The organism is Aerococcus sp. HMSC23C02 (genome assembly GCF_001806805.1).
GTDB lineage: Bacteria > Bacillota > Bacilli > Lactobacillales > Aerococcaceae > Aerococcus > Aerococcus sanguinicola.
Map to the genome: position 1 here is coordinate 12,215 of NZ_KV786045.1, position 15,958 is coordinate 28,172.

A 15,958-nucleotide genomic window follows, 5' to 3' on the forward strand; every position below is an offset into this window, starting at 1 on the left:
TTTTTGAAACGAGGTGTCCAAGTGGTTAAACGTATTGGCGTTTTAACAAGTGGTGGTGACGCACCAGGGATGAATGCCGCGATTCGTGCTGTCGTTAGAAAAGCTATCTATGACGGTAACGAGGTTTATGGTATCCGCTATGGCTTTCGTGGACTAGCAGAGGGCGATATCTATCAAATGGGTATTGATGATGTCGGCAACTTGCTGTCGCGCGGGGGAACCATGCTGTACACGGCACGCTATCCTGAATTTGCTGAGAAGGAAGGACAGGAGAAGGCCATTGCGCAATTAAAGAAATTTAAGATTGATTCTTTAATTGTCATCGGTGGGGACGGTTCCTTCATGGGAGCCAAGGCCCTGAGTGAGCACGGTTTTCCAACGGTTGGTATTCCTGGGACGATTGATAATGATATTGCAGGGACTGATTTTACCATTGGTTTCGATACAGCCTGCAATACCGTCATCGAGGCAGTCGATAAGATTCGGGATACGGCCACCAGTCATGAGCGGACCTTCATTATTGAAGTGATGGGACGTAACGCTGGGGATATTGCCCTCTGGACCGGCATTTCATCCGGGGCTGAGAAGGTGATTATTCCTGAAATTGGCTTTGATATGGACCAGATTGTGGAAGATATCAAGGCAGGCCGTGAGCGGGGTAAGAAGCATATCATTATTATCCTCGCTGAAGGCGTCATGTCTGCCAATAAATTCATGGATAAGCTCTCGACTTACGGGAACTTCCACAGCCGGGCAACAGTTCTCGGTCACATGCAAAGAGGGGGCGCCCCTTCCGCACGCGACCGTGTCCTTGCAACTATGTTTGGCTTCAGGGCAGTAGAGCTCTTGAACCAAGGCCACTCAGGTATCTGCTTGGGTATCCGTGGCAATGATATTGTCTATGGCGATATTTCGGAAGTCTTGAACCGAGAAACCCACACCCCATTGATGGAATTGTATGAAATTAATGGTGACATTTCCTACTAAGTCGCTTATAATGTCTATTCGTTCAAAGGATTAAAGCAAAAAAAGGAGAACAAAAATGCAAAAGAACACTAAAATTGTTTGTACTATTGGCCCAGCTTCTGAGTCAGTTGAAACCCTAGTTCAATTAATGGAAGCGGGCATGAACGTCGCTCGTTTGAACTTCTCACACGGCTCTCATGAAGAACATGAAGCCCGGATTAAGAACATCCGTGAAGCTGCCAAACAAAGCGGCAAGCGGGTTGCCCTCTTATTGGACACCAAGGGGCCTGAAATCCGTACCCACAATATGGTTAACCATGAACCTGTTTTACTTGAAAAAGGTACGACCGTTTCAATCTTCTCAGAAGAAGTTGAAGGGGATGCGACTAAATTCTCGATCACTTACCCACAATTGATTGATGACGTTCACGTTGGTTCACATATCTTAGTCGACGACGGTCTGGTTGACTTACTGGTTACTGACATTAACAAAGCCAATGGCGAAATTGTTACCGTTGTTGAAAACAGCGGGATCATCAAGGACAAGAAGGGTGTCAACGTACCAGGCGTTTCTATCAACCTACCAGGGATTACCGACAAGGACGAAGCCGATATCCGCTTTGGTCTTGAACAAGGCATTGACTTTATTGCTGCTTCCTTTGTCCGTAAACCAGAAGACATTCTTGAAATCCGCGAAATCCTAGAAGAAACTGGCAACCAAGATGTTCAAGTCCTGCCTAAGATCGAAAACCAAGAAGGCGTGGACAACATTAAAGAAATTATGAACGTTTCCGATGGTTTAATGATTGCCCGCGGGGACTTAGGGGTTGAAATTCCTGTAGAAACTGTTCCAATCGCTCAAAAAGATATGATTGAACTCTGCAATAGCTTGGGCAAACCAGTTATTACAGCTACCCAAATGTTAGATTCCATGCAACGGAACCCACGTCCAACGCGTGCTGAAGCATCAGACGTTGCCAATGCTATCTACGACGGTACCGATGCCATCATGTTATCTGGTGAAACAGCAGCTGGGGACTATCCTGTTGAAGCCGTTCAAACCATGAACCGGATTGCTTTGGCAACTGAAGCTCAAATCGCTGCGCATTCAGAAGGTGTTTTACCTAACCATGTGGAACGTGGTGACCATGCCCAATTAGACGTGGCCGAAGCTATCAGCCAATCCGTTGCTTATACAGCAAGCAACTTGGGTATCCGTACCATTGTTGCTGCCACAGATTCTGGTTTTACGGCTAAGATGATTTCTAAATACCGTCCAAATGCGACAATCTTGGCTTTAACCTTCTCTGAAAGCCGCGCCAATAAGCTTATGCTTTCGAGTGGGGTAGAACCAATTGTAGCTGAACGTCCAGCAACAACTGATGACATGATGATCTTAGCTGCTAACTTAGCTAAGGAAAATGGCTATGCCCAAGACGGCGACAAGATCTTAGTAACTGCTGGTGTTCCTGTCGGCGAACGTGGCACAACTAACTTAATGAAGATCCAAATCGTTGGTCGTCAAATCGTTCGCGGCCAAGGTATCGGGGAAAATTCTGCTGTCGGTCACGTTGTCTTAGCTAAGGATGCAGAAGAAGCTAACGAAAAAGTAACGGCTAATTCTGTCCTTGTTGTGAAGACAACAGATGAATCATACAACGATACCATTAGCAAAGCGAAGGCAGTTATCGTTGAAGAAGGCGGTGTAACGAGCCATGCTGCCGTACTTGGCATCAACACCAATACCCCAGTTATCGTAGGGGCTGAAGGTGCAGTTGCAGAAGTGACTGAAGGTCAATTAGTCACCGTCGATGCCCGTCGTGGTGTTGTTTATGAAGGCGGCGACGCTTAATTAAGAGACTCTGACAAAAGTCGCCCAGCCCTGAATCACTGGATCAGTTTTTACAAATGGTGATTGAAAAAGAATCTGATTCTTCTGTTCTAGGTACTTAATTAAGCTGAAACTAGATTGAGAATTTTGCTTGTTGGATTAACCAATGAGCAAAATTCTTTTTTTATAAGACCAGGTCGAGCGCTCGAAGCTTAAAGTATGCTAGAATAGAAAGCGTATGAAATTGGATACGATTCGACCAATGAAAGAGGTAGACCATGAATAAATATTTAGGAAGCCTGGTGACAGGCATTGTTACCGATGAGAACGATAAACACTTTTTTGTGCAAAAAGATGGCTTGTCCTACCGCTTAGACAGAGACCAAGCTGGATCGCTCAAAATGGGCGACAGCATTCGAGGCTTCGTTTATGAGAACAGTCACAAGCAATTGTGCATGACCCTGGACCTGCCTGAGGTCCGCCAAGCTCGTTACGGTTGGGGAGAAGTTACTTCCGTTAAACCAGATTTAGGGGTCTTTTTGGCTATTGGCTTGCCGGATAAGGACATGGTGCTATCCCTGGATGACCTCCCTCAAGAGAAGCATCTTTGGCCTAAAAAAGGCAGCAAGCTCTTTGTGCGCCTAGAAGTAGACAAGAAGGACCGGGTCTGGGCCAAGCTAGCGGACGACCAGGTCTTCCAGCAGATTTCCAAGCGTCTGTCCCCCCATACTTCGACTTGGAATAATAAAACGGTGAAAGCTCGGGTCTACCGCTGCAAGTTTGTGGGGACCTATCTTTTGACAGAGGACTACTACCAGGCCTTTATCCATGAGAGTGAGCGCTATGAAGAGCCCGCCCTGGGTGAGGAAGTGACCGCCCGGGTGATCGGTGTGGGCCAACATGGCAACTTAAACCTGTCCCTGAAACCGCAAGCCTACCAAGTCATCAATGAAGATGCTCAAATGATTCAGGCTATCCTGGAACGGCAACCAGATCACTTCCTACCTTACAATGATAAGAGCCGGCCGGAAGATATTCGTAAGTTCTTCAGCCTTTCCAAGGCCCAATTTAAACGTGCCCTCGGCCATCTGATGAAAGAGGGGATCCTGCGCCAGGACCAAGCAGGTATTTATTTAGTAAACAAAGGGGATGAGGACTAGTGGGGACAGACCAATTTCAAGAGCTGAAGGCTTCGGTTCAAGCTTCTGGATTTAAGCTGACGCCCCAACGTCAGAGCACCCTACAGGTATTGATTGAGCAAAGCGACCAGTTGCTGAGTGCCGAACAAATCTATATGTACACCCGGGAAAAGAATGAATCAATCGGTCTGGCCACCGTCTACCGGACCCTGGAGATTTTAACGTCCATCCAGGTGGTCAGCAAGGTCATGGGCAGCGAAGGATTGGCCTATTACAGCCTCATCAACCGGCAATCCCAGCATGCCCCCCACCACTTGGTTTGCATCCATTGCGGTCGGATTATTGAAATCAACGAGGACCTCCTGGACGCTGTAGAAAAAGAAGTCGAAAAAAACTTCCACTTCAAGGTGACTAACCACCACTTGGTCATCCACGGCCTCTGCCAGGACTGCCAAGAAGGAGACTTGCCCTATGACGAATAAGGAACTTCTGGAAGACTTTCTGATGACACTCAAGGTAGAGGCAGGTTTATCGAATAACACTATCAAGAGCTACGCCAATGATATCCGGGGCTTGGATGCTTGGATGGAGGACCAAGGCTTTAGCCATTACAAGGACCTAGATCGCACAGATATCCGGGCCTTTCTCAAGTTCAAGAGCGACCAAGGACAGAAGCCGACTACCCTCAGCCACTTGCTGTCATGCTTGCGGCGTTTCTTTTCCCACTTATTGTTGAACGGACAGATTGACCAGAATCCCGTCGACCAGATTGCCATGCCCAAGAAACGGCAGACCCTGCCCACTGTCTTAAGCATGGCTGAAGTGGACCGTTTGCTCCAGGCTCCAGATATCGGGACACCCCTAGGACTAAGAGACCGGGCCATGTTGGAGCTCCTCTATGCTTCGGGCCTTCGTGTGAGTGAGCTCGTCCATCTCAAAGTAACGGATATCCATCCAGAATTAGGCTTCCTCCAGAGTTTGGGCAAGGGGGACAAGGAGCGGATTGTGCCCCTGGGGGAAGTGGCTGCTGATTGGATTGGCCGCTACCAGGACTATGCCCGTGACCAACTGCTCAAGGATAAGGATTCGGAGATCTTATTCCTAAACCACCACGGAAAGGGGATCAGCCGTCAAGGGGTGTGGAAGCGCATCAAGGCCTATGTCCAAGAAGTCGGTATCCAAAAAAATGTGAGCCCCCACACTCTCCGCCACTCCTTTGCGACCCATATTCTTGAGAATGGGGCGGATTTGCGGGTCGTTCAAGAATTGCTTGGCCATAGTGATATTTCCACGACACAAATTTATACCCATATCCATGCTCCCCATCTCAAAGAAATTTATGCTAAGTCCTTCCCACGGTCTTAATGCACTAAAAAAGCCTTAAAGTAAACAGCTTGCCTGTTTCACTTTAAGGCTTCTTTATTTGCCCTAGGGCTTATTAATTTCCAGATTATCTAAGTTAAGGTCTGGAGCAACACTGGCAAAGTCTTTGTCAGTGGAATATGTCAGATCTTTCGTTTCGCCATTTTTCAGGACGTCAATTTTTTCGCTTTGCTTGTCTACTTCATTGCCATCCTTATCGAGGAACTTGATGGTGATGGTGAAGTTGGCTAAGTCCGCTCCTGTAGTATTGGATAATTGACCGCTGATATTGGTTTGGCCATTAGCATCCTTGCTACCTTGGAAGCTCAGTTTATTGAGGTCTTCTTGGAATTTCTTCAGGATATCGGTTCGCTCCTCAGCCTTAGCCTTGTCTTTTTTAATCTGTTCACGGTCTAAGGCCAGGTCATCTTCCGACCCCTCAGGTAGGACATAACGCTTGTCTTTGGAGAGCTCCTTGAGATAGCCCACCCGCTTGTCATAGTGGTTAAGATAGTTTTCAAGGTCGTCATAGCCCAATTGGTCCGTGTCTAGGGCTTCAAGACAGGCTCTAACTTCTTTGAGGTAATTTTGAACCGTTTGACCGAGTTCAGGATCTTCGAAATCAGCATTTTCATACTTCTCTAGTCCCTTTAACTCCGTTTCAAAGATTGCCTTGAAGGACTTGGTGATATCATTTTCCTTTTCCACTTTCTTCATAGTTTCCGTCCGATCCTGCCAGGTTGAGGCCAGGTCGGCGAAGAAGGCGTCGTCCGTCTTTTGGACTTGGGAACAGCCGCCTAAGAAAATAAACAAGGCCAAGCCGATGATGGATAAGAATTTACGCATTAGGAATAACCTCCACTTCTTTATGTATTATATTAACAGAAAATGCAATAAAGGGTTAATATTTTCCTTTAAATTTCTGCTTTTTCCCAAGCTCTGTTAAAATAGAAGCAGAGCTTGAATCGATGAACTGAGAAAGGGTGGTATTATGGAAAAAATAGATCAATTGCAAGCATTAATTGACAAGAGTCAACATCTGGTCTTTTTCGGTGGGGCAGGGGTGTCAACTGAAAGTGGTATCCCTGATTTTCGCTCCTCTGAAGGGCTCTACAGCAAGGACCAAGGGGCACAGATTCCGGCCGAAGAGGTGATTTCCCACCATTACTTTATGGCCCATCCAGAAGAATTTTTTGCTTTTTATTTCGAACACTTGGTCTTCCCTGAGGCTGAGCCCAATCCGGTCCACCGCTATCTGGCGGACTTGGAGGCTCGAGGGAAGGAAGTGACGGTCATCACTCAAAACATTGATGGTCTCCACCAGAAGGCTGGTAGCCAGCGGGTGTTTGAATTACATGGGTCCGTTTGGCGCAATTACTGTATGGACTGTGGCCAGGCTTATGCCTATGAAGACTTGCGTCAGGACCGAGACGGGATTCCTCGCTGCGAAAAAGACCAGGGCATCGTGCGGCCAGATATCGTGCTCTATGAAGAGGGTTTAGATGCCTCTGTCCTTCAAGCCGCTGTCCAGGCCTTGCAAGAGGCGGATTTGCTGATTATTGCTGGGACTTCCCTGGTCGTTTATCCGGCAGCGGGCTTGATTAATTATTACGGCGGCAAAGACCTGGTCTTAATTAACAAAAGCCCCCTCCAAGTGGCTCAGAAGCAATCACTCATTGTCTTTCAAGACCGGGTGGGCCGAGTCTTTAGTGCTCTGGATTAGTTTGGTCGTTGGCAAGAATTTCTTGCTGGCGTTCGCGGGATAGGCGCATGATTTCCTGGTAGAGTTTTTGGACACTATCAGCATTGGCTGGATTCTTTAAGCCTTTTTGAACATTGTCGATCACGGCCTGTTCTCGGTCAGCCACGAAGATAGCCGCCCCTTGAGCGGCTTTGAGTCGGGCAATTTCTTCACTGACTTTAAGCCGGTCTTCATAGAGGGCAACAATTTGCTGGTCAATCTGGTTAATTTTCTTTCTTTCTTGATCTAGGGACATGCTTTCACTCCTTATGATTTACTGCATTTTACTTATTATAGATAAAATTTTGAGTTCTGACAATTAGCAGAACTAGAAAGGTAATGATGAATTTATTATTTGCTATTGACCATCGCTTTGTCGATCAAATGTTGACCACCCTTACTTCGGTGGCAGAGAACAGCAAGGAAGCGGTCGAGGCCGTCTATATTTTGACCAAGGGAGCCTTAGCGGGGAAAGAAGCTATCCAAAGTCTGACGGCTAACTTTGCCATCGACCTCCACTTGATCAATATGGAGGAGGCCGACTTTAGCCAGGCCCCTGTTTCTAAACGCTATCCGGAAACTATTTACTACCGGCTTCTGGCCCAAGACTTCTTACCGGACCATTTAGATCGGATCCTCTACCTGGATGCGGATATCCTCTGCATCAATGACTTGTCAGAGCTCTACCACTTAGACCTAGCTGACCATTTATACGCAGCGGCCAGCCATTCCCGTCTCACCAGGCTCTCGGATGACTTTAACCGGCTTCGTTTACAGCGAGAGGATGGGGGCTCTTACTACAATTCAGGGGTGCTCTTGATGAATTTGCCGGCACTCCGAGCCCAGGTGCGTGCGGATGACATTTACCGCTACATTGCTTCCCATTACTACCAGCTCTTTTTACCGGACCAGGATGTCCTCAATGCCCTCTATGGCCACCAGGTCTATGCCTTGCCCGACCAAATTTATAATTACGACATGCGCTATCAGAAGACCTATGAACTGATTTCAGCGGGGGCATGGGATGACCAGTGGGTGATTGCCCATACGGCTCTCTTGCATTTCTGTGGCAAGCGCAAGCCCTGGGAGGCCCATGCAAGCGATAAATTTGCTCTTCTCTACCAGCACTATTGGCAGCGGATGCACCGCCACTTAAGCCAAGAAAGCTTGTAAGAATTGCAAGATCTGTGATAATATGTTAGAGTTTCGTTAATTAAATTTTGACTTTTAGATTGGGAGATAACATATGCTAACACCATATATTCCAAAGTATAAAAAAGTAGCGATGGGTTTACTCTCTTATATTCCGCGTTTTAAGGACTATGAGGAGATGAGTAATGAAATTGCCAAAATCGAATCCGGCTACCGGTCCTTATACCTCTACAGGGACCAAGCATCCGATAACTACCATGCCTTGATTGCTTTTGATGAAGACTTGGATAGCCAAAGCATTATTCTGCGCTATGTGGCGGTGACGCCTTCTTTTAGGGGCGAAGGCTTGGTTTCGCAGATGATAACGGAACTCAGTGAGCTTTTTCCCCAGCGTAATTTCTCAGCTTCAATTGAGATGTCGGATTTTTTCAAGAAATGGAATCTTGAGATGCGCCAGGCTAAAGGCAAGCATTCAGCAGAGGAAGTGTCAGACCTTTAATGGAAGAAAATAAGCAGCTTGAAGACTATCCAGCCTCTGCTTTGAGGCTGGATTTAGCTAGTTTTGAAGGGCCCTTGGACCTGCTTTTGCACTTGATTAAGACCCTTGAAGTGGATATCTTTGATATTCCCATTGTCTTGGTTACAGAGCAGTATTTGGCCTACTTGGAGGCTATGAAGGAATTGGAACTGGACTTGGCCAGTGAGTACTTGGTTATGGCGGCGAGCCTGATTGAAATTAAGTCGAAGATGATGCTGCCCAAGCCCAAGAAAGAAGCGACAGAAGAGGAAGAAGATCCCCGCGAAGACCTGGTCCAGCAATTGCTGACCTACCAGCAATACCAGAATGTGAGCAAGCTCTTGGAAGAGAAGCAGGAGGCCCGGCAATTGGAGTATCCCAAGGCAGCTAGCGACCTATCCGCCTATCAGACCAAGGTCCCCTTAGCAAAAGGGGCTTTCGACCAAGATGACTTACTAGCAGCCTTGCGTAAAATGATGCGTCGCTTGAAGAGTCAGGCCCCTTTGGAACGCCAGGTGCAAGCAGAGACTTATTCTGTCCAGGAAGCCATGGATGACCTGCTCCAAGCTTGTCCTCATGGTCGGGTAATTTCTTTTTATGACTTGATCGTGGATGGCCCGCTGACCCGCGAACGGATCGTGACACTCTTCTTGGCCCTCTTACAACTGGTCAAAGCTGCGGACTTGTCCTTTGCCCAGACTTTGGGCCAGACCGATATTGAGATCAAACGAAATGAGGTGGGGGAATGAGAGCCATGCAGGCCATTGAAAGTTTATTATTTGTTGCCGGCGACCAAGGCTTGGACCTAGAAGAATTGGCTCAATTGCTCGACTTGTCCATCGACCAGACCCGCTATGCCCTTTTGAAATTGGCTGAGAAATACCAGGCGGACCGGCAGTCGGCTTTGAAGCTATCTTGGGTCAACCAGCGCATCCAGCTCGTCACCAAGTCGGAGCTAGCGGATGTGGTCAAGTCTTATGCTCTGTCGCCTTTCTCGGTCAAGCTATCGCAAGCAGCCCTGGAAACTTTGGCCATCATTGCTTACCAGGCCCCTATCACGCGGATGGAGATCGATGATATCCGAGGGGTTCAGTCCTCAGCCATGATTCAGAAACTCCTCCAGCATGACCTGATTGAAGAACAAGGCCGTAAAGAAGGTCCTGGCCGGCCCATCATCTATGGAGTGAGCGATTACTTCTACCAATATTTTGGCCTGTCTTCCTTAGATGAACTACCGGATCTCACTAGGCTCAAGACGGAGGAAACAGAGGAGGCTGAACAGACGGCTTTATTTGATGCAGGAGAGCTCGCTGACAACAGTATGGAGATATAATTTGCTTAAAGGAGATTGAGCTATGGAAAGATTACAGAAAGTCATTGCACATGCAGGCGTGGCTTCACGCCGACAAGCGGAAAAGTTAATTACAGCTGGCCGGGTGAAGGTCAATGGCGAGACGGTGGTGGAATTGGGGACCAAGGTGAGTCGCCACGACCGGGTGGAAGTGGATGAAGTTCCAATCTACAAGGAAGAACCCAAGTATTTTGTCCTGAATAAGCCAACAGGCGTCATTTCAGCAGTGGAAGATGACCGTGGGCGCCCCTGTGTGACCGACTATTTCCCAGATGTGGAAGAGCGGATTTATCCGATTGGCCGCTTGGACTATAATACGAGTGGGCTCTTGCTTTTGACCAATGACGGGGAATTTGCTAATCTCCTCATGCACCCCAGTCACGAGGTGGCTAAGGGTTATATCGCCAAGGTCAACGGCATTCCGAACCGCGACGACCTCCGCCGTTTGGAGAAGGGGGTTATTATTGATCGCAAGAAGACGGCCCCAGCCAAGGCACGCATGATTAAGACGGAAGAAGCCAAGGACTATGCCGTGGTTGAACTGGTCATCCACGAAGGCCGCAACCGCCAAGTCCGTAAGATGTTCGACGCCATCGGTCATTCTGTGCAAAAATTGCGCCGTGAATTCTATGGGAATATCTACCTGGATGATCTGCGGCCCGGTCAATCTCGTGTCCTCTTGCCCTTTGAGGTCCAACAGCTCAAAGACTTGGCAGAAGATGGAAAGGAGAAGTAGTTGTGAAGGCTAAAAGATTAATGTTTATAGCGATTATGGGAGCCTTGGCTTATCTTTTAATGTTCTTTGCTTTTCCCATTCTTTTCGCCTTGCCTTTCTTAAAGATTGACTTCTCAGATATCCCGCTTTTATTAACGACCTTCCTCTATGGCCCCCTGTCCGGTGCTCTAGCGGCCTTGATCCGGACCCTGCTTCACTATATCCAAACTGGTGGGGATGCGGGTTATCCGATTGGCGACTTGGCCAGCTTCTTAGCCAGCCTGGCCTATATCTTGCCGATTTACTATTTCCTGCGGGGCCACTTAGGAACTATCAAGGCTAAGGACCGCCAGCTGGCTTGGTCGAGACTCCTCTTAACTTATGGCTCGGCGACCCTATCGCTGACCCTAGTGATGGTTGCCTTGAACTACTTCGTGCTAGCGCCCTTCTATTCGGCAGTGATGAATTTCCCGATTAATGACATGGTCCAATACCTACTCATGGGCATTGTGCCCTTTAACCTCGTCAAGGGGATCTTGGTATCTATCGTCGCCCACTTCTTCCTCAGACGCCTCCTACCGATTTTGGATCGGTGGTTATAGATTTAATTTTTTTAATTTAAGGCGAGAGTCCTTGGCTCGAGCCGGTGCCATGGCTCTTTAACGATCAAAGGCAAGTGTAAGGAATGCTCACTTAAGTATGAAAGAGGAAGAAGGCAGACAAAGAAAAAGCTTTCCGTTATAATGGGACTGAAAGGTCCAATAACGGAAAGCTTTTTCTTAATTTTTGACCCGCTGGATAGCGCCTGTCGGACAGTGGGTGAGGGCCTGGCGGAAGGCCTCGACTTGGTCGTCTGGAATCTGGGCTCGGTAAGCCTGGTCTGCGTTTTTGAAGTAAGCGATGCCTTCATCGTCATAGTCGAAGATTTGCTCGGCTTTGAGCTGGCAAATCCCGCAGGCAATGCAGGCTTCAGGAATAATTTGTCCTTGCATCATCAATCACCTTTCTGGAGGGAGTCGCGTGAACGAAATTCTTGTCAAAGTTATCACTAGCTGTCAGGGCCTGACGCCGAATTCGACCTACCAAGTGTTGATTGGCAAGCGGACGCCATCGACCCTCTACTTTGCGAAAAAGCATCAATTGGAGGCTTATTTTGGCCTCTTCCCCCAGCTCAAGAAGTCTGACTGGGGTCAGGTCTTAGCCCAGCAAGCGAGCCGTCAGGATTATTCTAACACAAAGCTTTCTTTCTTGGCAGCCCTGCTTGATTACCGCCAGGGCATGGTCTTCCCCCAAAGCCGGCAGAAGCGCTATGAGGCCTACTTGCTCCTCGTCCAAGCTGCCTCCCAGCTAGCTTATGGACAAAAGCGCTATGTGACGGTGACCCAAGACTGGGAAGTTCAGCAATTTGTGAAAGCCTATTTTAGCCAGCTAAGGATTCAGGGACGGGAGGCCTTTACTGCCTCATTTTACCAGGAATGGGCACGGCTTTTAGAAGACTGGCCTCAGGACCAGGCCGATTTCTTGCTCAGTCAATTTTCAGGACACGACCTCCCCGCTTTGGCGGCTGAGGACTGGTTAGATCTACTGCAGGGTCAGGCATTTAGCTTGGCCCGACAATTTGTTTTAGGGCGTTTAGACCAGGCCCTTGAATCAGCAGAGGGGTGTCCTTATCTCATTTATTTCAAAAAAGGACTCGACCGACGCTTCCCCGCCTGGAAGCCTTCTGCTGATCTGACCTTGAAGGGCTTGGATCAGGGAGCTAGCCTAGCGGAAGTCCAGGCCAGGAGGGGACTCAAAGCCTCGACACTGGCCGATCATCTGATTGAAGTGGCTATCTTTGACTGTGACCGCTTCTTGCCCGAGCTGGGCCGAGCTCTGGGGAAAGGCCCTGAAAGCTTCTATGCGGAAAAAGCCCCAGAAGACTTTGCAACTTTCCAAGACCAGTATGGGGACCAAGCATTTTGGCTCTACCGGGTCTGGCAGATTGCTAATCTTGAAGCAGAAGGGGGGAACTTCGCTCGTGCGTGATTTTAAGCAGGAATTACAGACTTATTTTGGCTTGGATACCTTTAAACCCGGTCAGTTAGAAGCCTTGGAGGCCTTGGAAACTGGTAAGCAGGTCATGGCCTTGATGCCAACTGGGGGCGGAAAGTCCTTGATCTACCAACTCTTTGCTCAGGGCAAGTCTGGACTAACGGTCATTGTGTCTCCTTTGATTGCCTTGATGCAAGACCAATTGGCCCAGCTCCAGCTCGGCGGTTTTAAAGGAGCCATGGCCTTAAATAGTGCGCTTAGTCCCCAAGCCTTCAACCAGGCCTTGACCCAGCTGGGGGACTATCGTTTTCTCTTCTTATCGCCAGAGATGATCCAACAAGGCCGGGTCAAAGACCGGCTCCGGCAATTAGCGATTGATCTCTTTGTGGTGGATGAGGCCCATTGTATCCTTCAATGGGGGGTAGACTTTCGGCCCGAATATTCCCAGCTCAAAGCCCTCCGCCAAGACCTGGGCCGCCCCCTAACCCTAGCTCTGACCGCAACGGCGAGCCCGGCTGAACTTGGGACCATTCAGTCCTATCTCTTTGACCCTGAAGAGCGAGTCAAGACGGTGAAACTCCCGCTGGACCGCCCCAATATCTTCTACGATTGTGAGCTCTTGGATGCGGCAGATAAGTTTGAATTTCTCGGTCAAAAATTGAGCCACTTACCCAAACCGGGAATCGTCTACGTCCACCAAAAAGCCGAACTCGAAGCACTGAGTCAGACTTTTCGGGCCCAGGGTCTGAATGTGGCAGCCTACCATGCTGACCTTCCGGATAGCCAACGTTTTGCCATCCAGGAACAATTTCTGAACCATAGCTTGGATGTGATTTTTGCCACGTCAGCCTTCGGAATGGGGATTAACCAGGCAGACTTGCGCTTTGTTATCCACTACCACTTGCCTTTTTCTTTGAATGAATTGAGTCAGGAGAGCGGCCGCGCCGGTCGCGACCGCAAGCAGGCCTACCACTTGATCTTAGTGGACCAGGAAGAGAAGCGACGCATGCTTTACTTTAGGCAACACCCAGAAGAAGAGGCAGACAACTTTTTAGCTTTGTTAGCTCATAGCTTTAAGTTGACTGACCGCCAAATTTCCCAGCTTTCCCACGGGCTTGACCAGGGCGTCAGCGCCCGGCTTGACTTTTACCGTTTTCATTTTAATGATTTTGACCAGGCTAAGGCTCACTATCAGGCTTATATCAAGAAGAACCAGGCAGCCCTAGACCATCTACTGGCCCTAGTTGAAGGGGAGACTTGTTTGAGACAAGGGCTTCTGGACTATTTCCAAAGTGAGGAAGAGGGAGAAAAACCTGCTTTTTGTTGTAGCCGCTGCCAGCCTAACTTTGAATCTTTGGCCCCCTGGCAGGCTTACTTGACGTCTGGACAGGCTGCCAAAAAGGCGGGGCGTCCGAACTGGCAAGAACGTTTGGACCAACTATTTAACCGCAAGTGACCGAGGAATTTAAATGACTTTTCAACTATAAAGTGATACAATTTTTTTAAATGAATTGGAAAGGATTGACCCGTTATGAGCTTACGCGATAAGTTTAATCAGTTTAGAAAGCGCCCTTCAGATGATTTGGACCAGGAGGACTTCGACTACGACGCTTATGATGAAGTCGATGACTATGACTACGAAGACCTAGGTGATGACCCTGAAACGAGTGAATTCACTGATGAGGCCGACCAGAATTTTGGTGAGTACGAGAACCTGAAGAAGCGCCAATATTCCCGCTCAGCCCGCAATCCCAAGGGCCATGATGAGAAGATCTCACCCTTTGCTAAAGTTTTGACCTTCATCCTCTTAGTGATGGTGATTGTGCCTTTGATCATTACGGTTTATACCGCTAACCAGAAGAAAACCGTGGAATCGCAATCGACGGACCAAGTCATGGTGTCCAAGACCCAGAATGTTTCCGCCAGCAAGGCTGAGGAAGAGAGCCGGAAGAAGGCTTCAGAGTCCAAGGCTAAAGAAGAAGCCGACAAGAAGTCAGCCTCTATCGCTTCCTCAGAACAAGCGGAGAGCGCTAACCAAGCTAGTCAGTCAGCAGCAGCTTCAGCTAGCATCGCAGCTCAGCAACAACAAGCTGCCCAAGCTTCCGAACGTGCTTCCTTGGCCCAGTCTTCGGCTAATGCCCAACAGAACCAACAAGGGCAAAATACTGCTGGGACTTCTGGTACCTATACCGTGCAAGCAGGGGACAACCTCTACCGGATTGCTGTTAACCATGGCATGACCTTGGACCAATTACTCCAAGCGAATGGCCTGAGTGCAAATTCGAACATTGCCCCAGGTACCGTCCTTAGGGTACAGTAATGCGGAAAGGAGCGCCTGAATTGACTCAAAATTTCCAAATTGCGATTGACGGACCAGCTTCTTCGGGCAAGTCGACCTTGGCTAAACGCCTGGCCCAACACTATGGCTATATTTACTTAGATACTGGGGCCATGTACCGCTGTCTAAGTTTAGCCGCTAGCCGGGCTGGGATTGGACCCGAAGACGAAGAGGGTTTGAAAAAACTCTTGGCAGGAATTGAGATTTCCTTTCAAGCTTCAGAGCAGGGCCAGTTGGTCTATCTGAACGGCGAAGAGGTGACGCGGGCGATTCGTGAGGACCAGGTATCTAACCTGGTCTCTTATTATGCAGCCATTCCCTTGGTTCGCCAGGAATTAGTTAAGCGCCAGCAAGAGATTGCTAGGCGTGCGGAGGGAATCGTCATGGATGGCCGGGACATCGGGACAGTGGTCCTGCCCCAGGCCCAAGTTAAGATTTACTTGATCGCTTCCGTTCATGAGCGAGCCAAGCGTCGCTATCTTGAGAACCAGGACCACCAGTATTCTGACCAAAGCCTGGAAGAAATTGAAGAAGAAATCCGCCAGCGGGACCATTATGACATGAACCGGGAGGAAAGCCCCCTGCGGCCAGCTCCTGATGCGGTCCATGTCGACAGTTCAGAATTGACCATTGAAGAGGTCCAAGACCGCTTAATTACCATTATCGACGAAAAAAAGCGTGAGAAAGCTGAAAATATTTAGTGGATCGCTTGTTTTATTAAGGCAAACATGGTAAAATCAACGTTGTAACACTGGTCTCTTGACTGGTGGCTAGTACTTTAGGAGAGGATACAATATATGTCAAACGAATTT

At 48.5% G+C, this 15,958-nt stretch carries 19 protein-coding genes; 16 read left to right on the plus strand and 3 right to left on the minus strand.

Annotated elements, in window-relative coordinates; translation table 11 throughout:
• Positions 1-21: 21 nt before the first annotated feature.
• The 5 genes from pfkA to xerD all read left to right on the plus strand — a co-directional run bounded on the left by pfkA (position 22) and on the right by xerD (position 5,301).
• Positions 22-987, plus strand: a complete 966-nt coding sequence (gene pfkA, locus HMPREF3090_RS05670; RefSeq protein WP_083272399.1) for a 6-phosphofructokinase — start codon at positions 22-24, stop codon at positions 985-987.
• A gap of 55 nt (positions 988-1,042) precedes the next feature.
• Positions 1,043-2,818, plus strand: coding sequence for a pyruvate kinase (pyk, locus tag HMPREF3090_RS05675; protein WP_067971948.1), 1,776 nt, complete (start codon positions 1,043-1,045; stop codon positions 2,816-2,818).
• Positions 2,819-3,075: 257 nt separating this feature from the next.
• The gene (locus tag HMPREF3090_RS05680) at positions 3,076-3,957 is read left to right on the plus strand and encodes a CvfB family protein (protein ID WP_067971945.1); all 882 of its coding nucleotides are present in this window, start codon (positions 3,076-3,078) and stop codon (positions 3,955-3,957) included.
• Positions 3,957-4,418, plus strand: coding sequence for a Fur family transcriptional regulator (locus HMPREF3090_RS05685; RefSeq protein ID WP_067971942.1), 462 nt, complete (start codon positions 3,957-3,959; stop codon positions 4,416-4,418). Before HMPREF3090_RS05680 ends, HMPREF3090_RS05685 begins: the two co-directional genes overlap by 1 nt.
• The gene (gene xerD, locus HMPREF3090_RS05690) at positions 4,408-5,301 is read left to right on the plus strand and encodes a site-specific tyrosine recombinase XerD (RefSeq protein ID WP_067971939.1); all 894 of its coding nucleotides are present in this window, start codon (positions 4,408-4,410) and stop codon (positions 5,299-5,301) included. Before HMPREF3090_RS05685 ends, xerD begins: the two co-directional genes overlap by 11 nt.
• Before the next feature lie 63 nt (positions 5,302-5,364).
• On the opposite strand, the gene HMPREF3090_RS05695 is transcribed toward xerD, so the two are convergent.
• Positions 5,365-6,144 carry an FxLYD domain-containing protein gene (locus HMPREF3090_RS05695; RefSeq protein WP_067971936.1) on the minus strand — a complete coding sequence of 260 codons (780 nt, stop codon included), beginning with the start codon at positions 6,142-6,144 and terminating at the stop codon, positions 5,365-5,367.
• A gap of 145 nt (positions 6,145-6,289) precedes the next feature.
• Between HMPREF3090_RS05695 and HMPREF3090_RS05700 the strand changes: the two genes are divergently transcribed.
• Positions 6,290-7,021, plus strand: a complete 732-nt coding sequence (locus HMPREF3090_RS05700; RefSeq protein ID WP_083272400.1) for an NAD-dependent protein deacylase — start codon at positions 6,290-6,292, stop codon at positions 7,019-7,021.
• On the opposite strand, the gene HMPREF3090_RS05705 is transcribed toward HMPREF3090_RS05700, so the two are convergent.
• Positions 7,005-7,295, minus strand: coding sequence for a chorismate mutase (locus HMPREF3090_RS05705; protein WP_067971929.1), 291 nt, complete (start codon positions 7,293-7,295; stop codon positions 7,005-7,007). The two genes, HMPREF3090_RS05700 and HMPREF3090_RS05705, sit on opposite strands and share 17 nt — an antisense overlap.
• An 86-nt stretch (positions 7,296-7,381) precedes the next feature.
• Between HMPREF3090_RS05705 and HMPREF3090_RS05710 the strand changes: the two genes are divergently transcribed.
• From HMPREF3090_RS05710 to HMPREF3090_RS05735, 6 genes are all read left to right on the plus strand, one after another.
• The gene (locus tag HMPREF3090_RS05710; RefSeq protein WP_070486143.1) at positions 7,382-8,212 is read left to right on the plus strand and encodes a glycosyltransferase family 8 protein; all 831 of its coding nucleotides are present in this window, start codon (positions 7,382-7,384) and stop codon (positions 8,210-8,212) included.
• A 112-nt stretch (positions 8,213-8,324) separates the two neighbouring features.
• On the plus strand, positions 8,325-8,690 hold the full coding sequence (locus tag HMPREF3090_RS05715; RefSeq protein ID WP_168140260.1) for a hypothetical protein: 366 nt from the start codon (positions 8,325-8,327) through the stop codon (positions 8,688-8,690).
• Positions 8,690-9,457 (plus strand): segregation and condensation protein A, encoded by a 768-nt coding sequence (locus HMPREF3090_RS05720; protein WP_070486144.1) that lies wholly within the window; start codon positions 8,690-8,692, stop codon positions 9,455-9,457. The genes HMPREF3090_RS05715 and HMPREF3090_RS05720 overlap by 1 nt, the downstream gene beginning before the upstream one ends.
• Positions 9,454-10,041: an SMC-Scp complex subunit ScpB gene (gene scpB, locus HMPREF3090_RS05725; RefSeq protein WP_067971916.1), complete on the plus strand. Its 588-nt coding sequence runs from the start codon at positions 9,454-9,456 to the stop codon at positions 10,039-10,041. The genes HMPREF3090_RS05720 and scpB overlap by 4 nt, the downstream gene beginning before the upstream one ends.
• Positions 10,042-10,063: 22 nt before the next feature.
• Entirely contained in the window at positions 10,064-10,795 is a 732-nt protein-coding gene (locus HMPREF3090_RS05730; RefSeq protein ID WP_067971914.1) for a pseudouridine synthase, read from the plus strand.
• A gap of 2 nt (positions 10,796-10,797) precedes the next feature.
• A complete protein-coding gene (locus tag HMPREF3090_RS05735) occupies positions 10,798-11,376 on the plus strand; it encodes an ECF transporter S component (protein ID WP_230080880.1) in 579 nt (192 codons plus the stop codon).
• Between the two features lie 177 nt (positions 11,377-11,553).
• Here HMPREF3090_RS05735 and HMPREF3090_RS05740 read toward each other — a convergent pair whose 3' ends face one another.
• Positions 11,554-11,766 (minus strand): ferredoxin, encoded by a 213-nt coding sequence (locus tag HMPREF3090_RS05740; protein WP_070486149.1) that lies wholly within the window; start codon positions 11,764-11,766, stop codon positions 11,554-11,556.
• Positions 11,767-11,794: 28 nt separating this feature from the next.
• On the opposite strand from HMPREF3090_RS05740, the gene HMPREF3090_RS09845 reads away from it, so the two are divergent.
• From HMPREF3090_RS09845 to cmk, 4 genes are all read left to right on the plus strand, one after another.
• Complete coding sequence (locus HMPREF3090_RS09845; RefSeq protein ID WP_067971911.1) at positions 11,795-12,802, plus strand: YpbB family protein; 1,008 nt, start codon at positions 11,795-11,797, stop codon at positions 12,800-12,802.
• Positions 12,795-14,264, plus strand: a complete 1,470-nt coding sequence (locus tag HMPREF3090_RS05750) for a RecQ family ATP-dependent DNA helicase (RefSeq protein WP_067971909.1) — start codon at positions 12,795-12,797, stop codon at positions 14,262-14,264. Before HMPREF3090_RS09845 ends, HMPREF3090_RS05750 begins: the two co-directional genes overlap by 8 nt.
• 75 nt (positions 14,265-14,339) lie before the next feature.
• Entirely contained in the window at positions 14,340-15,128 is a 789-nt protein-coding gene (locus HMPREF3090_RS05755; protein WP_070486145.1) for a LysM peptidoglycan-binding domain-containing protein, read from the plus strand.
• A gap of 20 nt (positions 15,129-15,148) precedes the next feature.
• Positions 15,149-15,847 carry a (d)CMP kinase gene (cmk, locus tag HMPREF3090_RS05760; RefSeq protein ID WP_067976485.1) on the plus strand — a complete coding sequence of 233 codons (699 nt, stop codon included), beginning with the start codon at positions 15,149-15,151 and terminating at the stop codon, positions 15,845-15,847.
• The last annotated feature ends 111 nt before the right edge of the window (positions 15,848-15,958 follow it).